Source organism: Methylobacterium sp. Leaf99, assembly GCF_001422375.1.
In the GTDB taxonomy this organism is placed as follows: Bacteria; Pseudomonadota; Alphaproteobacteria; order Rhizobiales; family Beijerinckiaceae; genus Methylobacterium.
In genome coordinates, this window is record NZ_LMMU01000012.1 from 33,185 (window position 1) to 57,732 (window position 24,548).

Sequence of the window (24,548 nt, forward strand, 5' to 3'; positions counted from 1 at the left end):
GTGTCCCAAGGAATGAAGATCGGGCGGGCCGATGATCGACTTGTTCAGCGATACCCAGACGCGGCCGACGGCGGGCATGCGCGCCGCCATGGCGGCGGCGGAGGTGGGGGACGAGCAGTCCGATTCGGACCCGTCGACGCTCGCCTTGTGCGCGCGCGTTGCAGACCTGCTGGGCTGCGAGGCGGGCGTCCTCATGCCGTCCGGCACCATGTGCAACCTCGTGTCGATCCTGGTCCATACGCGGCCCGGGGACGAGATCGTTGTCGATGATCAGTCCCACATCTACAACACGGAGGCGGCAGGCTCGGCGGCCATCGCGGGCGTGTCCGTGGCGCCCCTGAAGACGGCGGCGGGGGTCTACACGCCGGAGGCGTTCGAGGCCGCCATCCGTCCCCCGGCCCGAACGGCGCCGCGCTCTGCCCTGGTCTCCATCGAACAGACCACGAGCTTTTCCGGCGGCTCCGTGTGGGCGCTCGCGGATATGCGCCGCATCCGGGACATCGCCCATCGGCACGGACTGAAGGCGCATATCGACGGGGCCCGGCTCCTGAACGCGGTCGCCGCCACGGGCGTCCCGGCCAAGGATTACGCGGACGGGTTCGACAGCGCCTGGATCGACCTGAGCAAGGGCCTCGGCTGCCCGGTCGGCGCCGTGCTGTGCGGGGACCGGGATTTCATCGCCGAGGCGTGGCGCTGGAAGTACCGGCTCGGTGGCGCCATGCGCCAATCGGGCATCCTGGCGGCGGCCGGGCTCTACGCCCTCGATCACCACCTCGACCAGCTCGCTGCCGACAATGCCCATGCGCGACACCTGCGCGACCTGATCGCGGACGCACCCGGTCTCGCCATCGGCGCGGGAGCGGCCCAGTCCAACATCCTGTGCTTCTCCGTGGAACCCCTCGGGGTGACGGGTTCGGATTTCGCGGCGGCCTGCCTGCTGCAGCAGGTCAGGGTGCGGGCGATTGGCGCGTATGAGATCCGCGCGACGACCCATCTCGACATCGATGAGGCCAGCATCCTCCGGGCGGCCGCGGTGATCCGGGCTGAAGCCCAGCGCCTTTTGCAGGGTATCGGTCGGTGAACCCCGAACGAGATGCAAACAGGATTACGAAGCCGTTGGCTGAGTCCTCGATCACCCGTCTCATTCTGATCCTGGCGGGAGCGGGCTTTGCCAGCACCTTCGCAGGCCGCTCCATTGAGCCGCTCGTGGGCGTGCTGGCCCGCGACCTACGCAGCGATCCACATACGGTCGCCCTGCTATCCACCGCCTTCGCGCTGCCCTACGCGCTGATCCAACCGATTCTCGGCCCGGTCGGTGATGCCCTGGGCAAGGAGCGCATCATCGCGATCTGCCTTGGGATCCTGGCGTTGGCCTTGGCCGGTTGCGCCGTCACGACGGAAATCACGACCCTCTTTTGGTTGCGCGTCCTCGCAGGCGCCAGCGCCGGCGGCGTGGTTCCCCTGGCTTTGGCGCTGATGGGCGACCGGATTCCATTCGAGCGACGGCAGGTCGCCATCGGTCGATTTCTCGTCGCGGTGATTCTCGGCCAGCTGTCGGGCTCTACCTTCGCGGGTCTCATAGAAGGACAGATCGGCTGGCACGGCGTCTTCGGCACCACCGCGGTAGTGGCCACCCTGGGCTGCGGCGCTGCCCTCTTCGGCTTCCAGCGCGAAGCCGCCCCGGCGCCGCGCCGCCTCGAAATCCGCACGGCCATCACTCGCTACCGGACGATCCTCGCCACCCCCCGGGCCCGCGTGCTCTTCGCCGCAGTCTTCGTCGAGGCGATCGCGGTCTTTGGAATCTTCCCGCACCTTGCGCCGTTGATCGAGGCCCGCGGCGAGGGTGGTCCACGCGAAGCCGGTCTCGCCCTCGCGGGCTTCGCGGCGGGAGGCCTGCTCTATTCGGCCTCCGTGGGGCTGCTCCTGCGCTTCCTCGGCCTTTCCCGGATGCTGATCGCCGGCGGGGCGATCTGTGCCGGAGCGCTCCTCGTCATCGGCCTCGCCGGCCGCTGGCAAATCGATTGCCTCGCGCTCATCGGCCTCGGCCTCGGCTTCTACATGCTGCACAACACCTTTCAGGTGCAGGTGACCGAGGTCGCGCCGACGGCGCGCGCATCGGCGGTGGCGCTGCACGCCTTCTCGTTCTTCTGCGGCCAGGCGCTCGGCGTCGCGATCCTCGGCGGCGCGCTGCAGACCCTCGGGCAGTTCGGTTCGCTCGCCCTCTGCGCGGTGACCATCGCCGTCCTCGGCCTTGTCACCGCTCGGCTCTTGATGAGGCTGCCCGGATCATCGACAATTGGCTGAGCCCAAATTTTCTGGCGTGTCCTGACAGACGTGGTGCACAGCGTAATTCGCAGCATCAGCCGCGATGTGTTCACGAACGTGTCGAAGGGCACCACCGCGCTCGACACCCTCACGAACGCCCTCGGCCGGGTACGGGATCGCATGCTGGATCTGGCGGCCACCAGCCTGAGCGAATCGCTGTTCGGGAAATCCGGCACCTCGGGCACGGGTCTCCTGGGGAGTCTGTTCAGCGGAGCCGCAGGGAACTCGTCCGACGGCAGCAGCTTCAAGGGCGGAATCGAAACCCTGTTCAGCGGGGGCAGTCCTCTCCCGAAATACGCCGGCGGCGGCGTTACCAATCAGCCGTCGATTTTCGGCGAGGCCGGGCCGGAGGCTGCGGTCCCTCTGCCGGACGGGCGGCGTATCCCCGTCACCCTCTCGCAGCCGCCGGCGAACATGAACACTAAGACCGAGGTGCACCTGCATGGCGCGCCTGCCGGGACGACCGTGTCGCAGACGGAAGGCGCCAACGGCCCGAGGATCGACATCGACATGATCAGCGATCAGATGGAGGCGCGGATGGCTGGTCGTGCCGCGAAAGGGCGTGGGTCGATCTCGGAGGCCATTCCCGGCGCACTTCGGCTCAGGGGGTAGCGCGGGGCTTCACTCCTCCGGTGCGTCCCCGGCTTCCAAGGCCGGGGGCAGAGGCCGGTCCGGGAGAATCGTCTGGGTCAAACGCCTCTAAGCGCTGCATGCGGTCAAGGAAGGCCTTCACGCTCGGCCAGTACCGACCGCCGAACTGTGGATCGATCCGAGGCAGTCCACGGCGCTCAAGCACGTGCGCGAGTCCAGGCCACATGCGGGTCCGGCCCTTGCCGAGTACGCAATGGGCGATCTCGTTTTCGTCAGGGAAGAGGCAGGACGGCTCGGCCGTGCCGGTAATTCGGGGGCCTATCGCAGCCTTCTTCGGCCTCGGACTGTCCACCATCCCACGCCCGCCCGTGTTCCATCCGTGTTGCATGGACCAGCCTACGTGGGGTCGTAACCCGTTGTAAAACCACGGGTCGTGTTGCGCTCGCCTGCAACACGTTCACAGGGTTAAATGCCCACGAAAAAGCCCGCTAAGTCACTGACCTAGCGGGCTAAATTCATGGTAGCGAGGGAGAGATTTGAACTCCCGACACAAGGATTATGATTCCAAGTGTCTAGGCACTCCGCCCCCGTTTTCAGGCCCTGACGACCCCGCCATAACCCCCTGATGGCGCTGCCGGTCTTCACCATGACACCGTTTCCCCTCTTGCGACCAGGCCGAACCCCGCCCCAGAGTCCCCGCCCCAGTTCCGCCCCTGTTCGTCGGAGTAGCCCGTGGCCGTCACCCTCACCCAGCAATCCGTCGACAAGCACGTGGCGAAGGCGAAGGCGGGCGTGACCCCCTACGACGTCATCGACAAGGGGGCGCCCGGCCTCATCCTCCGCATCAAGCCGCGGGGCCCAAGCTGGGGCCTCAAGTTCGAGAGGGGCGACCGGACGATGCGGTTGAAGATCGGCGTGCCGGGGATCCTCGATCTGGAGCAGGCCCGGAGCATCGCCGGGGCGGCGCGCAAGGCCCTCAACTCGCCCCATGCCGAGCTCGGTGAGGAGTGGCTCCGTGACCAGTACGTCGGTCTCGGCATGGCGCATGCCCGGCCGCAGCGCGACCCCGCCCTGGTCGCGGCGTTCGAGGCCGAGATCCCGCACCTGTTGAACTGGCGCTGGGAGGAGGCGCGGGAATCGTACCTCGCGGAGGTGAAGCGCATCCGCCGCCACGACACCTGGAACGACTACCGGGTGATGCTCGGGCAACCCGAGCTCGCGGTCCTCGCCAATCGCCAGGTCCGCGGCATCACCCGGTCGGAGCTCGCGGTCATCGTCGACAAGATCCACGCGAGCGGTCGGGAGCGGCATGCCGAGCACCTGGCCAGCGTCCTGCGCCCCTTCTGGGGGTACATGGCCGAGGACCGGCGGCAGCACCTCTCCGGCGTCACGACGACGATGGCGGGCCTGAAGGCGCCCGAGCGCTCGACCGAGGCCAAGGTCCGCTCGAACGGAAAGGAGCCGGGGACCTACATCGCGACGCCGGCCGAGGTCGGGACCGCGGTCGCGGTCGCGCGATCCGGCATCCTCGACCGCTCGGTCTCGATGTCGCTGGAGCTCCTCATCGCGACCGGCCAGCGCCGTCGTCCCGTCGCCGGCGCCCTGACCGTCGATTTCGTCGACTGGATCGAGATGCCGGGCTGGGGCGTGTGGTCGATGGGCCCGAGCCACCGCAAGACCGCGGCGAAGCGCCAGGACAAGCACCGGCACATCGTTCCGCTTCCGCCGGCGCTGTGGGCCCGCATCCAGGAGCAGCTACGCCGGACCGGCGGCTCGCCGTACCTGTTCCCCCAGATCCGCCCGAAGAAGGCGGGCGGCGATGCGTTCGGCCACATGTCCGACGCCGCCATCAACCACAGGCTCATCGACCTGGGGATCAAGGCGTCCCCGCACGACCTGCGGCGTTGCCTGTCAACGACCCTGCAGCACGAGTTCCGGGTGTCCCGCGACACGGTGAAACTCGTGCTCGATCACAACGAGGGCATCAGGAGCGACGACGTCTTGGAGCGGCACTACACGGCTGACGACCGCCTCGACCAGAAGGCGCCCGTGATGGAGCAGTGGTGCGCCTGGGTCGACGAGCAGGTCGCGGCGACGGTGCTCCCGGACCTGTCGACGCTCCGGGCGGACATCACGCGCCGGCGCCGCGAGAACGAGGCCGCCGGCAAGGCCAAAACGGCTGCGCTGAAGGCTGCGAAGGAAGCCGAGGAGAAGGCCAAGGCCGCCGCCGAACGCGAGGCAAAAGCGGCCTGATGCGTCGTATTTGATCGATTGGATTCAATCAAAGGCGACGGGTCGGCCTGCATGGTGTCCCCATCACCGGAGGACACCATCATGAAGCGCTATACCCCTGAGAGCCCCGAGCTCATCTCGTACCTCGCCGAGATGATCGAGCCGGCCAAGGCGAACATCGGCATGATCGCCCAGGAGCCCATCCCGGCCGACGCGCTGAACATCCTCATGGCCAACGGGGACGTCGTGTACGGCTACTGGCCCGAACCGGACCCGACCAAGCACAACATCGGCGGCTACGGCGTGGCCGTCCTGAAGGGTCAGGCGATCCTCGACAAGCGCAGGGAGCCCGGCGAGGAAATCGATCTCGTGAGCGTCCCGGTCATGTTCCGCGAGAAGGCCGAGGCGCATGCGGCATGGCAGGTGTTCGGCGAAGGCCGAACCCTCCACTCATAGGCCGAGGCAACCGGCGTCCGCTCGCAGAGCAAGACGTCCTCGCCCTTGCAGGGCCGCCCACAGCATAAGGTGGGCCGCCTCCGTGCGCTGGCCTGCCCGCCACATCTCCGCCGGCGTCGGGAATCGCACCTTCACCGCCGGGTCCGCTATGGCCTCGACGATGGCGCGCTGGTAGCCGGACAGGCGCACCGAGGCGCCCGGCGGGGACAGCGCCACGTTCTCCGAGATCCAGTCGGCGACGTCGGATGACTTGGTCATGCCTTGCCTCCATCGATCTTGATCAGCGGCGAGACGGCCTCGTCCGACCACGGCAGGACCGTCACGGGCCGGATGAGCTCGTGCCGAAGTCCATCCCGTATCCACTCCAGGGTGCGCTCGGCCTCCTCAAGCGGGTAGTCGACGGGCGCCTCCTCGCCATCGGCGTCGACCCGGAATGGCTCGTAGGCGACCCGGGCCTTGGCCTTCGAGGCGAGGCACACGCCCTGGCCTTGTGCGCCCATGTCGTCGAGGCACTGCCACATGGCATCAGCCAGGGCATCGATCTCGGACCGGCGCATGATCACGAACCCGAGTTCAGCGAGCTCATGGACGAGGACCTCCGGCTTGTCGCCACAGATGGACGTCCATCCCTCGATCTTGGCCAGCGCGGCCGCATCGGTCGTCATGCCCCACTCTCCTCGATCAGCAGGATGGCGGAGATCTCCTCCACCACGCGCCATGGCCACAACTCGCCGGCGATCTCGTCCAGCCTATCGACGGCGGCCGCAGCGCGCCCGGCCGGGAGCACCCGCTCGATCAGGCGCACGTCAGCCTCGCTGAGGTCGACGTCGTTCCCGGTCGCGAACACGAACTTGATGCCGTGGCTCTCCGAGACCTCGACGACCTGCGGCTCGCGTCTCTCGACCGAGGCCCACCAGAACCCACACTCGGTCATGCCGCGTCCTCAGCCCAGATGCGCTCGTAGAGCTCTGCCTCGGCAAGCACGAGTTCGCCGGCGACCGTGCAGATCTTCTCCGGGAACCAATACCCCCAGTCGTTCGCCGCCTTGGCGCTTTGGACTGCCTCCTCCAGGGTGCACGCCTCCTCCTCGTGCGGGGCGTGATGCATCCAGCCATGGATGACGAACAGCTTGGGGCGCGCTTCCAGCCGGGCGAACTCGGCCTCCTTCGCCAAATGGGCCACCACCGCCTCGCTCAGGGTGGTCTCCGCGGCGCCGAGGTCGGTCCAGACCTGCAGGTTCGGCACCGCGATGCTGTCGCCCTTCTTGTCCTTCACGAACCCTTCGACGGGCGCCGCGCATGCCTTCATGCGGGCCTCGCGCCAAGCGACCGCGGCGGTTTCGAGCTTCGATGAGAACATGGTCGTCGCCCTCAGCCGTAGTACCGGGAGAAGTCGAGCTCGCGGCTCTTGAGCGCGGCCGCCGCGATTCGCGTGGCGTCCCGGTGCCCGTCGACGACCGCCTGCAGGGCCGTCTGGTGCAGCCAGTCTTCGACGATGTGGTCGGCGCAGGACCAGTGGATGCTCCGCTGGTCGGCCAAGGCAGCCACGATGGCGTCGACCGCCTCGACGGAGAGCGCCGGGCGCTCCTCGACGTCGATCCAGCAGATGACGTGGCCGTACCGGTCCCAGTCGCGGACCCTCTCGTGCTGGACGGTGAACACCTCACCGCCCTCGTCCGAGATGCCGTGCAGCAGCATGATGTCCTCGTCTTCGCTGCTGCCGCTCCAGTAGAAGTACGCCCACACCGGACGGTCGGTCGGGATCCCCTTGTGCCCGCTCTGCCATCTCGGACGGTTGCGGGAAGCCTCCAGGGCCTTGATCGCGCACGCCCGGCATCGCCGGCACCGCTTGTCGCCACCGACGTGGACTTCCACACAGTCCTGGCAGGTGCCCATGTACCCGCCCGGCGCCCACCCATGCCCACGCAGGTCCTCCGCGGAGTAGCCGTCGACGGGGTTGTCCCCTCGCAGCGTCAGGGGCGCCGCGTTGCGGAAGGTGCGCCCAGCCCAAGCCTCGGTCATGCCGCCGTTCCTCCCAGCAACCGCCTGACCGTGATGGCCCTGCGCATGTGCTCGATCAGCTTCTCGCTCGCGTCCTCGGAGAACCGCTTCGGGTCGCAGCGCCAGGCGTTGAAGACGAGGTCCGCGTCGGACTTGGAGACTGGCTCCCGATTGAGCGTGTACTCGCCGCCCGCCGCCTCGATGCGGATCGCCTCCACGTCGGACCGATGACCGATGGCGCCGAGGGCATCGCGCGCCATGGGGCCGACGACGAACGCCTCCCAGGTCGCGCTTCCGATGATGATGCCGGACGTTGTGGTGTGCTTCTCAGCCATGGAAGGACCCCACGGCCGGCAGGTCGGCGTCCCGGGCGCGGCCGGTGTCCTTGACGAAGCCCCTCTCCCATGAGGGCACGCGGATCTGAGCTTCCGCCTCCTCCCGCCGGGCGCGCTCCCGGACGAGCTCGTCGTGGAGCTCCAGGACGCGGCGGGCGAGCTCGCGCTTTTCGAGGGAGAGCAGGCCCTTGAGGTCCGGCTTGAAGATCGACAGGTCGGCCATATCAGGCGGCCTCCATCACGCGGCCGAGGGCGGCGGACGAGCCGTAGCCGTCGAGCAGGTTGTTCGTCGGCCTGATTGAAGAATTTCGGGAAGGGCGTCGCAACCACGGCGCCACGGAATGGGTCGATGATCAGCCCGCGGGCCAGCAGCGTGAAGGCATCCCAGCCGTGGTCGTACACGCAGCGCTGCGTGTAGCAGTAGAGGATCAGCCCCGTGTCCTGGCAGGTCTTCCGACTGACGAGGCCGGCGGACCGAGCGCGCTCCAGACCCCTGATCAGGTCGTTGAACGGGATCGTACGGGCAGGATGGATGCCGGCGGGCGCAGGCCGCGATTCGTGCGCCCGGAGGACCTCAGCCTGCTCGGGCGTCGCCACGCGGGCGCGCTGCCCGTGGACGAGCGGCGACGGCGCGCCCGGGGCGACCAAGGCGTGCTCGGTCGTCGGATCGGCCAGCAGCGCGTCGAGGGCCGCCTGATCCTCGGCGTAGAAGCCGGGCTCGATCCCGGGCGGGCCGCCTTGCTCCGGTACGTGCCAACCTGTGCCCACTGGGGTCCCCTCGAATCGATCCTTCGAGAAGTCTCCGCAGCGACCAGGCGATGATCCAGCCCGGCGTTAACCGAGGCGGCACGAGGCGATTGACGGGGGCGGCGGGCTGGCTATCTTGAGGTCAGCCGGCACGTTGTCGGGCAAACCAACCAACGCGACTTTCTTAGCCTCTGGTTCACGATCCCTCCCAGTCTAGGGAGGACAGACCCTACGAAGACCCCCGCTGGTCATTCGACCACGGTTCACTCCATCTGGGGTGCGGACTACGAGCAGGGCTCCCTTCACCGGGGGCCCTTTCTCGTTGTGGATAGTGCACCTCGCAGCTTGACGGCGATCCCGCCGTCCGTATTCTTCCCAGTGCGGTGTGGCCGATGCCCGCCCAGCTTTCGAACTCCTCATCTCTAGAGGCCGACCAGAAATGAAGCTCAAGTCCACTGCCAGAATCCGTCTGTCCATCATCCTCCGCTTCGCGTGGCGCGTCCTCGTGTGGCCCGTGCTGTTCGTGTGGACGTTCGAGGATCGGTACCTCCAGCGCCGCCCCGATCCGATCCCCACGAGCATCGAGGGCATCCGCGCGAACCTCGCCCGCACTGATGAGGCCCTCGCCGACATCCGCGAGATCATCCTCACCGGGCGCAGCAAGAACGGGTTCGCCTTGGCCCAGATCTGGCTCAAACTGCAGGAGCAGCAGCAGGTCCTCCAGGCCGCCCTCGCCACCGCCCTGGCGGAAGAGGTCCGGCACACCCAGCCCCTAGCCGCCTGAGCGGCCCTCCCTTCTCCCCCGGCGTGCTGGGGGATCGGGGAGCGCCGACCGGCCGCCCCGCGGTGAGATCTACTCCGCCGCTTAGAGACTCCCTGGAGGGAAGTAATGACAACGGAATCCAACAAGCAGAAGCGCTACGACCGCCCCGTCCTCTTCAGGACTGCCTGGGAGTACGCCCGGTACGTCGAGAGCCTCGTCCAAGTCCCCGCGAGCAAGCTCTTCCCCCATGCGATCCGGGTCGTGTGGAAGCTTGAGAAGGGGAAGGAGGAGCTCGCGCTCGCGACCTCGCAGCTGTCGCTGGAGCAGGCGCAGCAGTACGCGGCTTACTCGAAGAAGCGCCTGTTCGAAGCTGTGGCGCATTTCAACAAGAACCGCGCCTAAAACCCCACCCATCCACGTTGTCCAAGGGCGGTCCAGAAGGGGCCGCCCTATTGATTCGAGGGCCTCCCCCCATGGCGCGCATCATCCTCCACCCCGGAGCCAAGGCCGACGTTGGCGTCCCCGTCGGCACAATCGACGGGCAGGTCCTCTCCTTCGTCGACAAGACCCCGCACATCGACGGCGAGGCCGTTCCGTTCGATGAGATCGGACGCGACCTGTCCGATGCCGTCGAGGAGGCCGCCGTGGTCATTTTCGGCAACGAGTGGAGCACCGATTTGGGGCGGGTGACGGGCCTAAACCGGCGCACGGTGACCCGCGACAGGATCGAACGCTTCGGCGTGGCGGCGTGGGTCTACACGCTCCTCGGTCGGGCCGCGACGTCCAGTTGCCCAAGGGCGTTTGGGTACATGCTGCTGGCCTCGGCCGAGCTCTGCGACCGGGGGCCTTACTCCAAAGGAAAGGGCGTCGACCAGGGCCCCAGCATGCGGGAGCGTGCGTATCTCGGCGGGATGGCCCGCGTCGAGATGGAGAAAGCCTATGCGGAAATAGATCATGCCCGCGCCGAGCGTGAACATTTCCGTTTTTTGAAGACCCAGGAAGGAGATCAGTAACACCTTCCTCCTATAGTCAAACTCACGTGAGCTTGCGGTTTTCACCCGAGCTCTTGGTCGAAGGAAACCGAACATGCAGAACAATCGCACCTCGCGCGAGGCCGCGTCCGCTGTGACGCTCGACGCCGTCCTGAACGGCACCCTGCCTCCTCCCTTCCGACACGACTCGCCGTTCCGGCTGTTGGAACTCCTCCTGACCGTCCGCTGCCCGCGGGACCGGCCGCGGCGCCGCGACTTGCTGCGCTTCGGCGACGATGACGGCGTGCTGGGGCTTTGGCAGGCCGCGTGGAGCACAGCCGAGGACGTCCGCGACAAGGGCTGGACTGATCCCAGGCGCGCCCACACGGGCTACGTCCGCCTCCTCGCCCTCCTGGAGACGTGCGAGCGCAGGTTGCAGGAGCTCGACGAGCGGCTCGACCTCGACCCCGAGGACCTCGACGATGCAGTCGTCCTTCGCGTCGAGTTGGAGCAGCTTGCCGGAGCGGCGGCCGGCTGCCTCGCCGAGTGTGGCGACCGCGCCGGCCGAGATTACTGCCGGGAGAGGGCTGCCTGGTTGGTCGAGCACGGCCAGGAGGGGCACAAGTACGCCTCGGCGTTGGTCGGGCTGTCGGCGGACGTGCGGTACGCCTGGCGTCCGGGGAATCCCGGCCTTGGCGCCTTGGCGAGCGCCCTGCAATCCGGGGACGCCACGATCCACGATGCAACCCGGGCGGCCGCGCCCGAGGATGAAGAGCCCGAGCCGTCGTGGGCCGCCGAGGCCCGGGCGAAGGCGGCCCGCGAGAAGGCGGATCGGGAGCGTGCCGCAGGGCCGAGCCTGGTCGTCTTGGCGTCCGTCGAGCACCTGCCCGGCAGCGCCGAGAACGGCGCGCGCGCCGGTAGGAGCACGGGCAGCACTGCCCGGACGGAGTGGGCGCCCCTCGCCGGAAAGGCGTTGCCGCTGGCCGTCGTCCCCGACCTGGCCGAGGCGCGGCGGGTGCTCGTGTCCGAGTTCCCGGACGACGCCGCGGTCATCGACGCGATCCTCGTCCCGCTGGCCGGGCGGAGCTTCGTGCACCTGCCACCGACCCTCCTGCTCGGCCCCCCGGGCACGGGCAAGTCGCGCCTGACGCGGCGGTTGGGCGAGATCCTGGGGCTGGCCGTGACGGTCTACTCGTGCGGGGGCGTCGCGGATTCCAGCCTGATCGGGACGTCCCGCCAGTGGAGCACCGGCCGGGCGACGGTGCCCCTGCAGGCGATCAAGCAGGCCGGCGCGGCGAGCGTGCTCGTCGTCCTCGATGAGCTCTCCCGCGCGGGGACCAGGGCGGACAACGGCAGGCTCGTCGACGGCGTCCTGGCCCTCACGGAGGCGGAGACGTCGAGGCGGTACCAGGATCCCTTCCTGGAGTGCCCGACCGACCTCTCGGCGGTGAGCTGGCTCGCCACGGCGAACAGCGTCGCCGGCCTCGATCCGGCCCTGCTGTCCCGGTTCCGCGTCCTGACGCTGGGCCCCCGGACGGCGGCGTCGCTGCCTTCGCTGACGAAGGGCATCCTTGCCGACGTTCGCCGCGAGCGCGGCCTCGATGCGACGTGGCTCCCGGACCTCGACGAGGAGGAAGCCGGCGTCCTGGCGGAGAACTGGCCCGGCGGGTCCGTCCGCGTCCTGCGCCGGCTGATCGAAACCGTACTCGCCTCGCGCGAGCACCTGGCGACGCGGAACTGAGGGAGGGGTGATCATGACGACGTTTGATTTCGCCGCCTCCCGCAGGCGCATCAAGTCCGGCTGGCAGGCCGGCCGGACTTGCCGCCTCGTGTCCCGCGGTCTCGCCGCCCGGGTCTCCGAGGCCGAGCGGGCGTGGCAGGCGGGGCAGCTTCCCCTCGACCGGGCAGCGGCTCTCGCGGCCGAGGCCGAGGCGGTGAGCTTCTCGTTTGCCCCCGTTCCCGGCCGGCGCCCCGGGCCCGTGCAGGGGCTCCTCGTCGACCTAGCCCTCAGAGCCGTCCTCGCGGCGCCCGGGCGGCTGATGCCCTGCCAGGCAATCCGCGACGCCGTCCAGAGGAGGCAGCAGTGACAGACGTCTACCGCAACAGAGTTCGCCGGGTCTGGAGTGTGCGGGAATCCGGGATCGTCGTCGCGCACGTGCACGCAGTCGCCCTCTACGACGTGACGTTCGTCGTCAGCGAGGCCGCCCGGCAGCGGGCGCTACGCAAGGGACAGCGCGCCGTGATGGCGTGGGCCCGCGGCCGCTTGATCGACGCGCCCCTGCAGGCGTCCTCGATGAGGGTCTCGTTCGACCCCTTCGCCGGGCCGTCCTTCATGATCGATGACTGGCCGATCCGCGAGGCGTCGCTCGACCTTGCCGATGGACGGCAGGGCATCCTGGAGCGGGGTCAGCGCCGAGACGGTCTGGTCGACGACCGTGCCGACGATTCCACCACCGGTGAGCGCGTCGGCGATGGCCGGGGACGGCGCGCCCTTGGCGTCGGACAGGAGGCCGCGGCGCTCCATGCCGGCGAAGTAGGTCGGCTGGGGCCCGACCGAACCGGAGGCCCACGCCTGCCCGATCTGGCGGACCTCGACGACGCGGCGGCCCCAGCCCTTGCCGAACGCCTTCCAGGTCCGGAGCGACTTGAGGAACGCGAGGCGCCGCTCCAGGATCGCGGCGACCAGGGCGTCGTGGTCGGGGTAGGCTTCCGCGGCTTGGACGGTCGCCTCGCCGATCACACCGTCGACGCGGACGCCGAGGGCGCGCTGCAGCCACTTGATGGACTGGCCCGGGCCCGAGTTCACGGCGCCGTCGAACAGGACGTAGTCGATCCCCTCGGGGAGCTCGTCGCCCTTCACGGCATCCCAATACTGGCGGCGGTAGACGGCCCCGAGCTCGGCCTGGGTGATCGAGCGGACCGGGCGGGACGGCTTGCCGTTCCGCTTGAGGTAGCCGTCGAACGTGCGCTGGGTGACACCCTTCATGGTGGCGCCGCCCGGATCGCGCGGGTCGTTGACGTAGCCCCCCTCGTGGACGAGCACGCGGGTGATCGCGTCCTGATAGCGGTCGGCGCTCACTGGTCTCTCCTTGCGGGTGCGTCGATGAAGTTGCCCGGCCACGCCGTCGCGATCCGCGCGGCGTCCTCGACGGACAGGCCGGGGTAGGTCCCGATCAGGCCCTCGATGACGACCTCGCGGGGGATGCGCTTCGACCGGCGCTTCCGGGGGGGCGGTGGTGGTGCCGGCGGCGACGAGGGCTGAGCCTCGCGGATGACGAGGGCCATGGCGGCGGCGACCGCGGCGAGGCCGGCGGCCATGGCGATGGGGTTGCGCCTGCGGGACATGGTCAGCCCTCTTCCCGGCGGGCGGCGAGGGCGAGCTCGGCGACGCGGGCAGCCAGGGCCCGGTGGAGCTTCAGGTTGGCGCGCTGGTAGTCCTGGGGGTCCCAGCCGGCGAAGGTCTCGGTGACCCGGGCGACCGCGGCGTGCTCGACGAGACGGTCGCCGTCGACCTGGGCCACGTAGGCGGTCAGCGCGAGCTCGTGCCCGCCGTCGACGGCCCGGCAATCCTCGCCGAGGATGCGGACCATGGAGAAGTCGAGCCGGGTGCCCATCAGTGGACCCTCGGGCCGGCGGTGCGGGCGAGGTAGACTGAGGCGATGAGCTCGCCGGCCTCGACCTTCATGGCGTCGCAGAACACCAGCAGGCGCTTCCAGGTGATGCGGTCGCCGTCGTGGGACCGGATCGCCGCGAGCTCGTCGCGGAGGTCGCTGTCCCGGCTCTCGAGCTGCCCGAGCAACACCCGAAGCTGGGGGGCCGTCAGCCGGCGGTCCTTGATGACCGCGGCGAGGCCCTTCATCAGGGAGGAGTTGAGCGCCGCCCCTTGGGGCGAGACCCGGTAGGAGCCGCGGCACTGCCGGCTGGCTCCGGACGCATGGACCAGCGTCGAGTTGGGGGCGTTCGAAACGCGCGGGGCGAGGTTTGGTTCCATCGAAAAGGATGGAATGCCTCGCACCTGGATTCGACAAGGGTAATCAGGGGGCTAAGCGATTTTGACGTCGCTTAGCCGGTCATTTTCCCGGCGCTGACAAGGATGGGCCAAGCCGTTCTTGCAGGTGTCAGACTTTTCTGACGGGCGGGTCTTCGCGCAGGCCCATGAGGCCCGACAGGTCGACGCGCCAGACGCCCTTGGGCAGGGCCGCCAACCGCTCGATGCGCCCGTCAGGATTTTCTGACTGGGAGCGGATCGCCGAGATGGCCACCCGGACGAGGAGGTCGGCGCGCTCGACCCCATCCTCGTCCGGGTCCTGCAGGGCGAGGCCGGCGGCCTTGAGGAGTCGTCGGATCGGCCCACGGCGCGAGTCGTCCCAGACGGAGATGTCCGACCATGCCGGCGTCCGCCACGCCTGAAGCACCTCGCGAAGCAGGGCTTGGCCGACGTCGTGGCGCGGGGGCACGGGGATCGGGGCCGCTCCCGAAATGCTGTGCCAGATCCCGCCACCCACGTACCGACGTCGGCCCACCGGCTCGCGCTCGGCCCGGCGGGCCGCTTCCTTGTCGCCGACCGGGTAGCGGTACCAGACGGCGTGCAGCCTCGCCGCGGCGGCCCGCAAGGTGTCCTGAAGTTGCTGCTCTTCGGGTGTGAGGCGCCACTTCATGTCACGCCACCTCCATCTCGGAGGCCGGACACGTCGACGCCCGCCGGGCCGTGGGGCGCGCAGCGGGCGTCTGTCCTAGAAGAGTGCTGCCCTTCGTCGTGACCCGAGGAACATACTGCGTACGGCGGCCTGCGACAACAGCCTCGCGCGCGGTCTCTCTGATATCCCGTAACACTTCGTGCGCGATCACGGCGGGGGTGCCGACGGGCAGGTCGAGGGTGTCGCCGACGTCGTCGACGGTGACCACGGGAGCCACCACCGGCTCGGCCTTGGCGGTGGTGATGCCGGCGACGGCGCGGGCGTCCCGGAGGGCGTTGTCCAGCCACCGCGGCGAGACACCGTAGAGCTCGGCCACCGCCTTCACGGTCAGGCCCTCGGCGAGGAACTCGACGGCCTGCTGCCCGACTTCGAGGCGGTGCTGCTGTTGGACCGAGCGGTCCCTGACGCCCGCGGCCCGGCGAGAGGCGACGACGCGCGAGACGGCGTTCTCGGACCGGCGCGCCTGGTCGATCAGGATGCGCAGGTCGGCCCGGCGCATCTCCCTCGGGGTGATGACCAGCAGGTCCCGGAGGTGGGCGGGGGACGGCTTGTAGCGGGGGTCGACCGTGAATCCGCGGTACGTCCGGCGGACGCCCCGGGCGGATTCCTTCGCCCTGCCGACGATGGAGCAAGCCTTCGACTTGGCGGAGGCGTGGTCGAGCCCGAGGCGGTCGGCGGTCTCGATGACGTACGCGTCGAGGTCGGAGGCCGGGAGGCGCCACGAGGCCACGTAGACGAAGGCGACAAGCCAGGAGTTGCGGCCGGCTCCCGTGTCCTCGCGGGCCGCGGTGTCCTTGATGCCGGCCTTGCCGTGCCGGAGGGCATACAGCCGGTCGAGGTCCGCGGCGATGGTGTCCCAGTACGACGAGCCGGTCAGCTTGGCGCCGTGGTGGCCTTCCCGCGGGGTCCGGTTGGCGAGTTGGGCGGCGGTCCGCTTGGCCTTCGCCTCGGCCTTGGCGGCCTCCCGCTGGGCCTTGGTCTGGCGCTGGAACGGCAGGACCACGCGGCAGAGCTCGTCGAAGTCGATCCGGGCGATCTCGGCGGTCAGGTCGGGAAAGATCACCACCACCGGGAGGCCGCTCTTTTCGTTGTAGGTGCCCGGCATCCGAAACTGCTTCGTCGCAGCCTTGGCCGTGTAGTCGGACCCGAACGGCAGGAACTCCTCGTGGAGGATCTGCTGCAAGGCACGGTGGCGGGCCATGACACGCTGGGCCGGCTGGGAGGCGGTGTAGAGCCAGACCACCAAAATCCCGCGCCCCGAGAACGTGGCGTAGGACGGCGACGGCCAGCCGCGGTCCTCGCAGATGTTGCGGACGGCTTCCAGGACCTTGCGCGGGGGGACGTCCTTCCAGTCCGGCTTGTTGTAGTAGTCGAGGTCGAGCCACGAGGCGCCGAGGGACACGATGTTGATCGCGTCCTTGGCGACGCGGGGCTCGCCCGGCTTGGAGTACGGGTACGATGCGAACGACATGAAGCGCCGGCCCTGCAGATCGACGTCGCGGCTCGCGAGGGCGTGGGAGGAGTACCGCAGGTCGGACCATCGCGGCTCGGTGCTGCCGTCCTTCCTGGGCTTCCTGGGAGGGACGCGGTCGCCGAACATCGCGGACCCGACACCGCCTTTGGGGTGGACGAGACGGGCGTAGTCGAGGGGGCGGAGCTCGGAGCAGTAGGCGGGGGCTGGACGGACCAGGGAAGCAGCCTGGGGCCAACGCGTGGCGGTCGGGGAGATGAGGGAGGTTGTCACGACGGTCCTCTACTGGGGCCTGTCGCGGGGCAGCACGTCCGCAACTCAGGCCGGGATCAACATGACGAGGATACGTACGCCGAGGATAAGGTCAATCGGGGGCCTGACCTTCCGTTACGCGGGGCAATACTTGCGGAAGGGGATCGGAAAATCGCGGGGACGAGGGGGTATCGGCCGCCGGTGAGGCACAGGGAGGTAGGCTGTGGCGGTCAGTCGGGGGTGGCGTGGGTAAGGACACATCCTGCCAGGCACGATGCCCTGGTGGCCTTCCCTGGCGGTGGTGGCCGTCCGACGAGGAGAACTGACGCGGGAACGGTCCAGATCTTTTTTCCGCTTCCCGACATTGGCGTAGCCAAGGCCCCATACCCCGTAACGGAACGTGCGTGATCGGAACGCCACCGGAAGGACCGGATCGACCGTCCTTCACACCGTGCGCGATCCCCCATGGTGGCTTTCTGGACGGCCTGGCACTCTACCGTCATGAGCACCGCAACCGCCTCCGCGCTCCCCGAGGAGCACCCCGCCGCCCGGTCCGCCCGCGTCCGTCGCGATGCCGCCGACCGCGCCCGACGCTGGCGCGAGACCCAGCGCGAGACCGCCGAGACCGATGCGGCAATCGTGAAGGCCATGCTCGCGGACGTCGACGCCTACATCACCCCCGAGCACCGTCTCATGGCCAGGAACGAGCGGGTGGACATCGCCTTCGTCGTAGGCCGGGCCGCCTACGAGCTCGGTGGCAGGGAGCGCTTCAAGGAGGCCAAGAAGAGGGTCTTCGACAGGCTGCAGGAGCTCTCACCTGCCCCCAAGCACCACGCCTGACTGAACGAATCGACGGCGTCTGTTAGGCTGGTGTGATCGGGCGCCACCACAAACGGCGAAGGGCCCGACCACCCAGGAGCGCCCCCGTGTCCGGACTGAGCTTCGACTTTAACGTCCGGGATGTGGATCCTAGGTGGATGCCCCGGGGACTCCTCCCGCACTTGGGAGGGCACCCCCGACGGGTCCCTCGCATCATGGTCGAACGGCGGGTCGCGTCCCGGCACCAAGTCGGACCTGCATCACGACGCGGGAGTCATCCGCCACCCGTAACATCGCCCCGGCACGATCCAGGAACCAGGGACGCGTCAAGAACGGACGGGCTCCGGGTGGCGCGTACGTTCGGAATGGGCCGCATCGCCGCGCCATCCCCATCCAAGTGGCCGATCAGCCACCCGGCAAGGTCAGGGACAACCGGTCCTAGCGCAGCCTGACCCCCAGCAGCCTCAGGGCGTTGGCCGTTACCAGGACCGTCGCCCCCGTATCGGCGAGGATGGCCGGCCATAGGCCGGTGATGCCGGCGATGGTCGTGACAAGGAACACCGCCTTCAGGCCGAGTGCCACACCGATGTTCGTGCGGATGTTCGCCAGCGTCCTGCGGGACAGTTCCACCATCCGCGCCACGTCGGCGACGCGCCCGTGTAGCACCGCTGCATCGGCTGTCTCCAGCGCGACGTCGGTGCCGCCACCCATCGCGATGCCGACGTCTGCGGCTGCGAGCGCCGGGGCGTCGTTGATGCCGTCCCCGACCTTCGCCACGACGGCCCCGGCGGCCTGGAGCTCAAGTACGATCCGCTGCTTGTCCTCGGGCAGCAGTCCCGCCCGTGCCTCGATGCCGAGCATCCCCGCCACCGCCTGGGCCGTGCGGGCGTTGTCCCCGGTCAGCATGAGCGACCCGATGCCCTCCGCCGCGAGGCGGTCGATCCCGGCCTTGGCGTCGGACCGGGGCTCGTCGCGCATGCCCAACAGCCCGGCCAACGCCCCGTTCGCCAGCAGGGCGGCGACCGTTTTACCCTCGCCCTGCAGGGTGGAGATCCGCGCCTCCTGCTCCGCCTCGAGGGTCACGCGCGCTGCCGCCTCCCGCGGCGATCCGAGGAACAGGTCGAGGCCGCCGACATTGCCGGTGATCCCCTTGCCGCCGAGCGCCTTCGACCCGAATGCCGGAGGCATCGGTGCGCCTGCTTCCGCGGCCTTGGCAAGCACCGCCTTGGCGAGCGGATGCGAGGAGCCTGCCTCAAGCGCGGCAGCCAAGGAGAGGACCTCCCGTTCGGACCGGCCGAACGCTAGGACGTCGGTGACCACGGGCTTGCCCTCGGTCAGGGTGCCGGTCTTGTCGAAGGCCACCATGGTAACGGCGGCCAGCCGCTCCAGGACGGCGCCGCCCTTGATGAGCAGGCCCCGGCGGGCGCCGGCCGAGAGCCCGGCCGCGATGGCGGCGGGCGTCGAGATGACCAGGGCGCAGGGGCAGCCGATCAGCAGGATGGCGAGCCCCTTGTAGACCCACTCGTTCCACGAGCACCCGAACAGCAGCGGCGGCAGGATCGCGACGAGCGTGGCCACCGCGACCACGGCCGGTGTGTAGACCCGTGAGAATCGGTCGATCAGGCGCTCGGTCGGGGCCTTCGCCTCCTGGGCATCCTCCACCAGCCGCACGACCCGGGCGATGGTGTTGTCCCGCGCCGCCGCGGTCACCCGCACCCGAAGCGCGCCGTCCCCGTTCACGGTCCCGGCGAACACCGCATCGCCCGGTGCCTTGCGCCGCGGCACGCTCTCGCCGGTGACCGGCGCCTCGTCCACCGCGCTCTCCCCGTCGAGGACGGTCCCGTCCGCCGGGACCCGGTCACCCGGCCTCACCAGGACGGTCGCCCCGACCCGCAGGCTCGCCGCGGGCACCCGCTCCGTCGATCCGTCGCCCTCCAGCAGGGCCGTGTCCGGCACCAGGCCGGTGAGGCCGCGGATGCTCGCCCTGGCCCGGCCTGCGGCCACCCCTTCCAGCACCTCGCCAACCAGGAACAGGAAGACGACCGTGGCCGCTTCCTCGGTCGCCCCGATGGCGGTCGCGCCGATGGCGGCTACGGACATCAGGGTCTCGATGGAGAACGGCGTCCCGTGCCGGGCGGCCGCGACGGCACGTCGTGCAATCGGCACCAGTCCGACCGCCATCGCCGCCAAAAAGGCCCAGCGCTCCATCGCCGGCGCGGCTTGGCCGACCGCGTAAGCCAGCACCAGGGCCGCCGCGCAGGCGAACGCCAGCAGCGCCTTCGGAGACTGCCACCAGACCGGCTCAGGTCGTTCGGCATCCGACACCGCGTCGGCGGAAGTGTCGTCCGCGCCGTAGCCCAGGCTGCGGACCGTCGCCGCGATGGCCCGGGCGTCGGTGGCGGGTCCATGCCGCACCGTCAGCGTCTCGGTCGCCACCGAGACCGAGATGTCCTCGATGCCGGGTAGGCGCCGAACGGCGTTCTCGACCTTGGCGGCGCACGAGGCGCAATCCATCCCGGACACGCGCAGGCGCGTCGGGGGGCTATCGGTTCGGTCCAAGGTCGTCGCGTCTTTCATGAGGTGCCTTCCGCAATTCCCCAGGCACCCTACTTCCTCCAGCGACTAGAGGAGCAAGCGGCATGAAGTCCATCGCCATCGGGGAGTTGTCGCGCCGCGCCGCGGTGAAGGTCCCCACCATTCGGTTCTACGAGGAACGCGGATTGCTGCCGACGCCGGTGCGTACGGAGGGCAATCGCCGCACCTACGGAGAGGGCGACGTCCGGACGCTGCGGTTCATCCGGCACGCCCGCGAGCTCGGCTTCGAGATCGAGGATATCCGAACCCTTCTCGACCTGGCCGGACATCCCGACCGGCCTTGTGGGGAGGCCGACGCCATCGCCCGGAAACATCTCGCCGACATCGACGACCGGATCGCCCGGCTGACCGGCCTCCGGCGGGAGATGCAGGCCATGGTCGAGCAGTGCTCGGGCGGCGACGTCGGGGAATGCCGGATCATCGAGGTGCTGGCCGACCACGGCGAGTGTCTCAGCGACCGGCACTGACCGAGGCCGAAACGGGCGCTTGCTCCTCTAGTGGGTAGAGGAGTTAGGCATCAATGCTTGCATCCTCAGACCGGAAGCCGAGATGACGGACCACCACGACCACGCCGGACACGACCATTCCCAAGCCCACGCCGGGCACGCCCACGGCCCCGGGCACAGCCACGCACCGGCGAGCTTCGGGAAGGCGTTCGCCATCGGCATCGCCCTCAACGTCGGCTTCGTCGTCGTGGAAGCCACCTACGGGGTGCTGGCGAACTCGATGGCCCTGCTGGCCGATGCCGGGCACAACCTCTCGGACGTCCTCGGACTGGTGGTGGCCTGGGTCGCCATGGTGCTGGCGAAGCGCGCCCCGAGCGCGCGCTACACCTACGGGATGAAGGGCTCGTCGATCCTGGCGGCCCTGTTCAACGCGGTGTTCCTGCTGGTCGCCGTCGGCGCCATCGCCTGGGAGGCGATCCAGCGCTTCGGCGAGCCAGCCCCGGTCGCCGGCAAGACCGTGATGGTCGTGGCCGCGGTCGGCATCCTGGTGAACGGCATCACCGCCTGGCTGTTCGCCTCGGGCGCCAAGGGCGACATCAACATCAAGGGCGCCTTCCTGCACATGGCCGCCGACGCCGCCGTCTCGGCGGGCGTGGTCATCGCCGGCCTCGTCATCCTCTACACCGGGTGGACCTGGCTCGATCCCGTCGTCAGCCTCGCCATCGTGGCGGTCATCGTCTGGAGCACCTGGGGCCTCCTGCGCGACAGCCTCACGCTGTCCCTCGCCGCCGTCCCGCCGGGCATCGACCCGGCCGCCGTCCGAAGCCACCTCGAAGGACTGCCGGGCGTCACCGCCCTCCACGACCTGCACATCTGGGCGATGAGCACCACGGAGACATGCCTGACCGCCCACCTCATCATGCCGGGCGGCCGTCCCGACGACGCCTTCCTGATGGACGCGGCAGGCGGGATCAAGAAACGGTTCGGCATCGGCCACACCACCCTGCAGGTGGAGACGAGCGCGGACAACGCCTGCGCCCTCGCGCCCGACCACGTCGTCTGAGAGCGTGATGCAAGCCTGGGCCTACACACTGATCCCCGCGGCGGCGGCCGTCATCGGCGCCGCGGTCGCGGTCAACCTTCGACCCGGACCCATCCTGGTCAGCGCCATCCAGCACTTCGCGGCGGGCGTGGTCTTCGCCGCGGCGGCCGGCGAGATCCTGCCGGACCTCAAGCATGCCGGCTCGCCCTTGGCCATGCTGGCAGGCGGCGCGCTCGGCGTCGCGGCGATGCTGCTGGTGAAGACGCTGGGGAAGCGGGCGAGCGGCCCCGTCGGGCTGATGGCTGTCACGGGCATCGACATCCTCGTCGACGGGCTCGTGCTCGGCATCGCCTTCGCCGCCGGCGCCAAGGCCGGAATCCTGCTCACGGTCGCCCTCACCATCGAGGTGCTGTTCCTCGGCCTGACGGTCGCGAACGAGCTCGGGGAAGGCGGGACATCGAAGCGCAAGGTCGTCGGCATGACCGCCGGCCTCGTCGTCCTGTTGCCGCTGGGGGCGTTGCTGGGAGGGCCCGTCGCCACCCTGTCTGCGCCGATCCAGGCCGCCTTCCTCTCCTTCGGCCTGATCGCCCTGCTGTACCTCGTCACCGAGGAACTCCTGGTCGAGGCGCACGAGACCGAGGACCGTCCCTGGGTGACGGCGATGTTCTTCGCCGGCTTCCTGCTGCTGCTCATGCTCGACCAGGCCATCGCCTGAGCGGGGGGGAATCGATGGCTTCGCAAGACCCTCAGAGCCCACCGGCCGTCGACGGGGGCCACATCGTGCTCGTCGAGGACGACGACGGCCTGCGCATGCTCGTCACGCGTCTCCTCGGGGAAAGCGGCTACCGCGTCACCGGCTGCAGGAATGCCATCGAGTTCTGGCGGCACCTGCCTGCCGGTGGCGTCGACCTCGTCCTGCTCGACGTGATGCTGCCCGGAACCTCAGGTCTCGACCTGCTCCGGGCGTTGCGGGCCAGGAGCACGGTACCGGTGATCATGGTCAGCGCCAGAAACGAGGAGGCAGACCGGGTGCTCGGGCTCGAACTCGGCGCCGACGACTACGTCGCCAAGCCGTTCGGCCGTCCCGAACTCCTGGCCCGGGTCCGTGCCGTGCTCCGCCGCGCCTCCATGGCAGCGTTGTCGCCCTCGAACCCGGCATCGGAGGTCCTCACGTTCTCGGGGTGGGGGCTCGACATGCGCAGCCGGTCGCTCGTCGATCCAGAGGGGGCGGCCGTCGACCTGTCCGGCGCCGAGTACGACCTCCTTCTCGTCTTCCTCGAACACCCGGGGCGCGTGCTCGGCCGGGAGACGATCCTCGAACTGTCCCGTGCCAGGCTCGGGTCGCCTACGGACCGAAGTGTCGATACCCTGGTGAGCCGCCTTAGACGTAAGCTCGAACCGCCCGAGGGCCTGCCCCCGGTCATCAAGACCGTGCGCGGAGCCGGCTACATGCTCGCCTCGAAGGTCGAGCACGCGTGAGGCGCCTCGCACCCTTGGCCCGCAGCCTCGAAGCCCGCACGGTCGCCGTCCTGCTCCTCGCCATCCTCGCCGTCCACGGCGGGGCCCTGCTTCTCTATCGGCAATCCGCGACCGCCGCGGCGGACGATGCGTTCGCGCGACAGGTCGCCAACCAGCTTACCCTGGCGCGCGAGGCGGTGCTCCGACGCCCCCGGACCGAGCGCGACGCGGAGGCGAAGGCCCTGTCGTCCGCGCATTTCGAGTTGGGGTGGTCCGCGACCTCGCCCCTGCGCCAGGACGAGGCCGGCGATCCGGCGATGTGGTCGCTCAGGTCCCGGATGATCGCATCCGAGCCGAGCCTCGGGCCCGGTCTCGCACTGGCGATGGACGGCGGGGACGAGGTCCTTCACCAGGACGACCTCGGCGGCGCGCTCGCCCTGGCCGACGGAAGCTTCCTGACCTTCCGCTCGGCGCACGCGCCCGGCCTCGCCAGGCTTGGATCGTGGGCCTACCTCGCCACCGCGATGGCCATCCTCGTCGGCGTCGCGGCCGTCATCCTGATGCACCGGATCGCGGGACCGCTGCGCGACCTCACCCGAGCCACGGGGGAGATCGGGCACGGCAAGGTCGTTCCTGTGCGGGAAGCCGGCCCGGACGAGACCCGAGGGATCGCCCGGGCCCTCAACGCGATGCAGGACCGCATCCATCGGCTGGTGATGGAGCGGACCCAAGCCCTGGCGGCCGTCTCGCACGACCTGCGCACCCCCATCGCGCGGCTACGCCTGCGCCTCGACGGCCTGCCCGAGGGCGACGAGACCTGGGCGATGGGCTCTGACCTCGACGACATGCAGGCCATGGTCGATTCGACCCTGGCGTACCTCAGGGGCGACGCCGATCCCGAACCGCGCCAGGTCACGAACGTCGCGAGCGTCCTCATGAGCATCGCCGACGCGTCCTCGGACGCGGGCCGCGACGTTTCCTATGCGGGGCCCGGTCGCGCCCTCGCGACGGTGCGCCCGGTGGCCCTGAGACGCGCGCTCGACAACGTCGTCGACAACGCCGTGCGTTACGGGACCCGCGCCCGCATCTCGCTCGCGGTGGAGCCGGAGGAACTGCTGCTCTCCATCGAGGACGACGGTCCCGGCATCGCGCCCGACGAGGTCTCCCGCGCCTTCGAGCCGTTCACCCGCCTGGAAGCGTCGCGGAACCGAAACACCGGCGGCACCGGCCTCGGCCTGACCATCGCGCGTCGGAGCGTCGAGGCGGAGCGCGGGGACATCGTCCTATCCAGTCGCCCGGAAGGCGGCCTGCGGGTGCTGATCTCCCTGCCGCGCGCCGGTCGCTGACA

General features: G+C 69.5%; 30 protein-coding genes, 1 tRNA gene and 1 pseudogene. 17 read left to right on the forward strand and 15 right to left on the reverse strand.

What is annotated here, in order from left to right:
* The first annotated feature begins 31 nt into the window (after positions 1–31).
* The 3 genes from ASF28_RS19845 to ASF28_RS19855 are packed head-to-tail and all read left to right on the forward strand — an operon-like array spanning position 32 to position 2,937.
* Complete coding sequence (locus ASF28_RS19845) at positions 32–1,081, forward strand: threonine aldolase family protein (RefSeq protein WP_056096885.1); 1,050 nt, start codon at positions 32–34, stop codon at positions 1,079–1,081.
* A gap of 35 nt (positions 1,082–1,116) precedes the next feature.
* Positions 1,117–2,304: an MFS transporter gene (locus ASF28_RS19850; protein ID WP_056096888.1), complete on the forward strand. Its 1,188-nt coding sequence runs from the start codon at positions 1,117–1,119 to the stop codon at positions 2,302–2,304.
* A 33-nt stretch (positions 2,305–2,337) separates the two neighbouring features.
* Complete coding sequence (locus tag ASF28_RS19855; RefSeq protein WP_056096890.1) at positions 2,338–2,937, forward strand: hypothetical protein; 600 nt, start codon at positions 2,338–2,340, stop codon at positions 2,935–2,937.
* Between the two features lie 497 nt (positions 2,938–3,434).
* On the opposite strand, the gene ASF28_RS22770 is transcribed toward ASF28_RS19855, so the two are convergent.
* Positions 3,435–3,530 (reverse strand) — tRNA-Met (locus tag ASF28_RS22770).
* A 118-nt stretch (positions 3,531–3,648) separates the two neighbouring features.
* Here ASF28_RS22770 and ASF28_RS19860 point away from each other — a divergent pair.
* Together ASF28_RS19860 and ASF28_RS19865 are read left to right on the forward strand one after the other, a co-directional pair.
* On the forward strand, positions 3,649–5,169 hold the full coding sequence (locus ASF28_RS19860; protein WP_056096892.1) for a tyrosine-type recombinase/integrase: 1,521 nt from the start codon (positions 3,649–3,651) through the stop codon (positions 5,167–5,169).
* 81 nt (positions 5,170–5,250) lie between these two features.
* Complete coding sequence (locus ASF28_RS19865; RefSeq protein ID WP_056096895.1) at positions 5,251–5,604, forward strand: hypothetical protein; 354 nt, start codon at positions 5,251–5,253, stop codon at positions 5,602–5,604.
* On the opposite strand, the gene ASF28_RS19870 is transcribed toward ASF28_RS19865, so the two are convergent.
* The 7 genes from ASF28_RS19870 to ASF28_RS19900 are packed head-to-tail and all read right to left on the reverse strand — an operon-like array spanning position 5,599 to position 8,162.
* Entirely contained in the window at positions 5,599–5,862 is a 264-nt protein-coding gene (locus ASF28_RS19870; protein WP_056096896.1) for a hypothetical protein, read from the reverse strand. The genes ASF28_RS19865 and ASF28_RS19870 overlap by 6 nt on opposite strands.
* Positions 5,859–6,269, reverse strand: a complete 411-nt coding sequence (locus tag ASF28_RS19875) for a hypothetical protein (protein WP_056096899.1) — start codon at positions 6,267–6,269, stop codon at positions 5,859–5,861. Before ASF28_RS19875 ends, ASF28_RS19870 begins: the two co-directional genes overlap by 4 nt.
* The gene (locus tag ASF28_RS19880; RefSeq protein ID WP_056096901.1) at positions 6,266–6,538 is read right to left on the reverse strand and encodes a hypothetical protein; all 273 of its coding nucleotides are present in this window, start codon (positions 6,536–6,538) and stop codon (positions 6,266–6,268) included. The genes ASF28_RS19875 and ASF28_RS19880 overlap by 4 nt, the downstream gene beginning before the upstream one ends.
* The gene (locus tag ASF28_RS19885; protein WP_056096904.1) at positions 6,535–6,963 is read right to left on the reverse strand and encodes a hypothetical protein; all 429 of its coding nucleotides are present in this window, start codon (positions 6,961–6,963) and stop codon (positions 6,535–6,537) included. Before ASF28_RS19885 ends, ASF28_RS19880 begins: the two co-directional genes overlap by 4 nt.
* A gap of 11 nt (positions 6,964–6,974) precedes the next feature.
* The gene (locus ASF28_RS19890; RefSeq protein WP_056096907.1) at positions 6,975–7,625 is read right to left on the reverse strand and encodes a hypothetical protein; all 651 of its coding nucleotides are present in this window, start codon (positions 7,623–7,625) and stop codon (positions 6,975–6,977) included.
* Positions 7,622–7,939, reverse strand: a complete 318-nt coding sequence (locus ASF28_RS19895) for a hypothetical protein (RefSeq protein ID WP_056096909.1) — start codon at positions 7,937–7,939, stop codon at positions 7,622–7,624. The genes ASF28_RS19890 and ASF28_RS19895 overlap by 4 nt, the downstream gene beginning before the upstream one ends.
* Positions 7,932–8,162: a hypothetical protein gene (locus tag ASF28_RS19900; RefSeq protein WP_056096912.1), complete on the reverse strand. Its 231-nt coding sequence runs from the start codon at positions 8,160–8,162 to the stop codon at positions 7,932–7,934. The genes ASF28_RS19895 and ASF28_RS19900 overlap by 8 nt, the downstream gene beginning before the upstream one ends.
* Positions 8,163–9,125: 963 nt before the next feature.
* Between ASF28_RS19900 and ASF28_RS19910 the strand changes: the two genes are divergently transcribed.
* The 6 genes and pseudogenes from ASF28_RS19910 to ASF28_RS23770 all read left to right on the forward strand — a co-directional run.
* Positions 9,126–9,470, forward strand: coding sequence for a hypothetical protein (locus ASF28_RS19910; protein ID WP_056096918.1), 345 nt, complete (start codon positions 9,126–9,128; stop codon positions 9,468–9,470).
* Between the two features lie 105 nt (positions 9,471–9,575).
* Positions 9,576–9,851 (forward strand): hypothetical protein, encoded by a 276-nt coding sequence (locus ASF28_RS19915; RefSeq protein WP_056096921.1) that lies wholly within the window; start codon positions 9,576–9,578, stop codon positions 9,849–9,851.
* Between the two features lie 71 nt (positions 9,852–9,922).
* Positions 9,923–10,462, forward strand: a complete 540-nt coding sequence (locus tag ASF28_RS19920; protein ID WP_056096924.1) for a hypothetical protein — start codon at positions 9,923–9,925, stop codon at positions 10,460–10,462.
* 73 nt (positions 10,463–10,535) lie between these two features.
* Positions 10,536–12,161, forward strand: coding sequence for an AAA family ATPase (locus tag ASF28_RS19925; RefSeq protein ID WP_056096926.1), 1,626 nt, complete (start codon positions 10,536–10,538; stop codon positions 12,159–12,161).
* 13 nt (positions 12,162–12,174) lie between these two features.
* Positions 12,175–12,507 (forward strand): hypothetical protein, encoded by a 333-nt coding sequence (locus ASF28_RS19930; RefSeq protein ID WP_156384033.1) that lies wholly within the window; start codon positions 12,175–12,177, stop codon positions 12,505–12,507.
* A gap of 38 nt (positions 12,508–12,545) precedes the next feature.
* Positions 12,546–12,710, forward strand: a pseudogene (locus tag ASF28_RS23770) (hypothetical protein); the annotation flags it as partial.
* Here ASF28_RS23770 and ASF28_RS19935 read toward each other — a convergent pair.
* The 6 genes from ASF28_RS19935 to ASF28_RS19960 all read right to left on the reverse strand — a co-directional run bounded on the left by ASF28_RS19935 (position 12,639) and on the right by ASF28_RS19960 (position 16,861).
* The gene (locus tag ASF28_RS19935; RefSeq protein WP_442919072.1) at positions 12,639–13,541 is read right to left on the reverse strand and encodes a glycoside hydrolase family 108 protein; all 903 of its coding nucleotides are present in this window, start codon (positions 13,539–13,541) and stop codon (positions 12,639–12,641) included. The pseudogene ASF28_RS23770 and the gene ASF28_RS19935 overlap by 72 nt on opposite strands.
* The gene (locus ASF28_RS19940; protein ID WP_056096935.1) at positions 13,496–13,765 is read right to left on the reverse strand and encodes a hypothetical protein; all 270 of its coding nucleotides are present in this window, start codon (positions 13,763–13,765) and stop codon (positions 13,496–13,498) included. The genes ASF28_RS19935 and ASF28_RS19940 overlap by 46 nt, the downstream gene beginning before the upstream one ends.
* A gap of 2 nt (positions 13,766–13,767) precedes the next feature.
* Positions 13,768–14,034: a hypothetical protein gene (locus tag ASF28_RS19945; RefSeq protein ID WP_056096937.1), complete on the reverse strand. Its 267-nt coding sequence runs from the start codon at positions 14,032–14,034 to the stop codon at positions 13,768–13,770.
* Positions 14,034–14,411: a hypothetical protein gene (locus ASF28_RS19950; protein ID WP_056096940.1), complete on the reverse strand. Its 378-nt coding sequence runs from the start codon at positions 14,409–14,411 to the stop codon at positions 14,034–14,036. The genes ASF28_RS19945 and ASF28_RS19950 overlap by 1 nt, the downstream gene beginning before the upstream one ends.
* 127 nt (positions 14,412–14,538) lie before the next feature.
* Complete coding sequence (locus ASF28_RS19955; RefSeq protein ID WP_056096942.1) at positions 14,539–15,078, reverse strand: hypothetical protein; 540 nt, start codon at positions 15,076–15,078, stop codon at positions 14,539–14,541.
* A 1-nt stretch (position 15,079) separates the two neighbouring features.
* Complete coding sequence (locus ASF28_RS19960; RefSeq protein WP_157085674.1) at positions 15,080–16,861, reverse strand: hypothetical protein; 1,782 nt, start codon at positions 16,859–16,861, stop codon at positions 15,080–15,082.
* Positions 16,862–17,341: 480 nt separating this feature from the next.
* Between ASF28_RS19960 and ASF28_RS19965 the strand changes: the two genes are divergently transcribed.
* The gene (locus ASF28_RS19965) at positions 17,342–17,680 is read left to right on the forward strand and encodes a hypothetical protein (protein WP_156384035.1); all 339 of its coding nucleotides are present in this window, start codon (positions 17,342–17,344) and stop codon (positions 17,678–17,680) included.
* 417 nt (positions 17,681–18,097) lie between these two features.
* On the opposite strand, the gene ASF28_RS19970 is transcribed toward ASF28_RS19965, so the two are convergent.
* On the reverse strand, positions 18,098–20,236 hold the full coding sequence (locus ASF28_RS19970) for a heavy metal translocating P-type ATPase (protein ID WP_056096951.1): 2,139 nt from the start codon (positions 20,234–20,236) through the stop codon (positions 18,098–18,100).
* A 62-nt stretch (positions 20,237–20,298) separates the two neighbouring features.
* On the opposite strand from ASF28_RS19970, the gene ASF28_RS19975 reads away from it, so the two are divergent.
* The 5 genes from ASF28_RS19975 (at position 20,299) to ASF28_RS19995 (ending at position 24,546) form a co-directional block, all read left to right on the forward strand.
* Positions 20,299–20,721 carry a MerR family transcriptional regulator gene (locus tag ASF28_RS19975; protein WP_056096954.1) on the forward strand — a complete coding sequence of 141 codons (423 nt, stop codon included), beginning with the start codon at positions 20,299–20,301 and terminating at the stop codon, positions 20,719–20,721.
* 82 nt (positions 20,722–20,803) lie between these two features.
* Positions 20,804–21,763, forward strand: coding sequence for a cation diffusion facilitator family transporter (locus ASF28_RS19980; protein ID WP_056096956.1), 960 nt, complete (start codon positions 20,804–20,806; stop codon positions 21,761–21,763).
* Positions 21,764–21,770: 7 nt separating this feature from the next.
* Positions 21,771–22,457 carry a ZIP family metal transporter gene (locus ASF28_RS19985; protein ID WP_056096959.1) on the forward strand — a complete coding sequence of 229 codons (687 nt, stop codon included), beginning with the start codon at positions 21,771–21,773 and terminating at the stop codon, positions 22,455–22,457.
* A gap of 14 nt (positions 22,458–22,471) precedes the next feature.
* Positions 22,472–23,221: a response regulator transcription factor gene (locus ASF28_RS19990; protein ID WP_056096961.1), complete on the forward strand. Its 750-nt coding sequence runs from the start codon at positions 22,472–22,474 to the stop codon at positions 23,219–23,221.
* Positions 23,218–24,546, forward strand: coding sequence for an ATP-binding protein (locus ASF28_RS19995; protein WP_056096963.1), 1,329 nt, complete (start codon positions 23,218–23,220; stop codon positions 24,544–24,546). The genes ASF28_RS19990 and ASF28_RS19995 overlap by 4 nt, the downstream gene beginning before the upstream one ends.
* Positions 24,547–24,548: the final 2 nt, after the last annotated feature.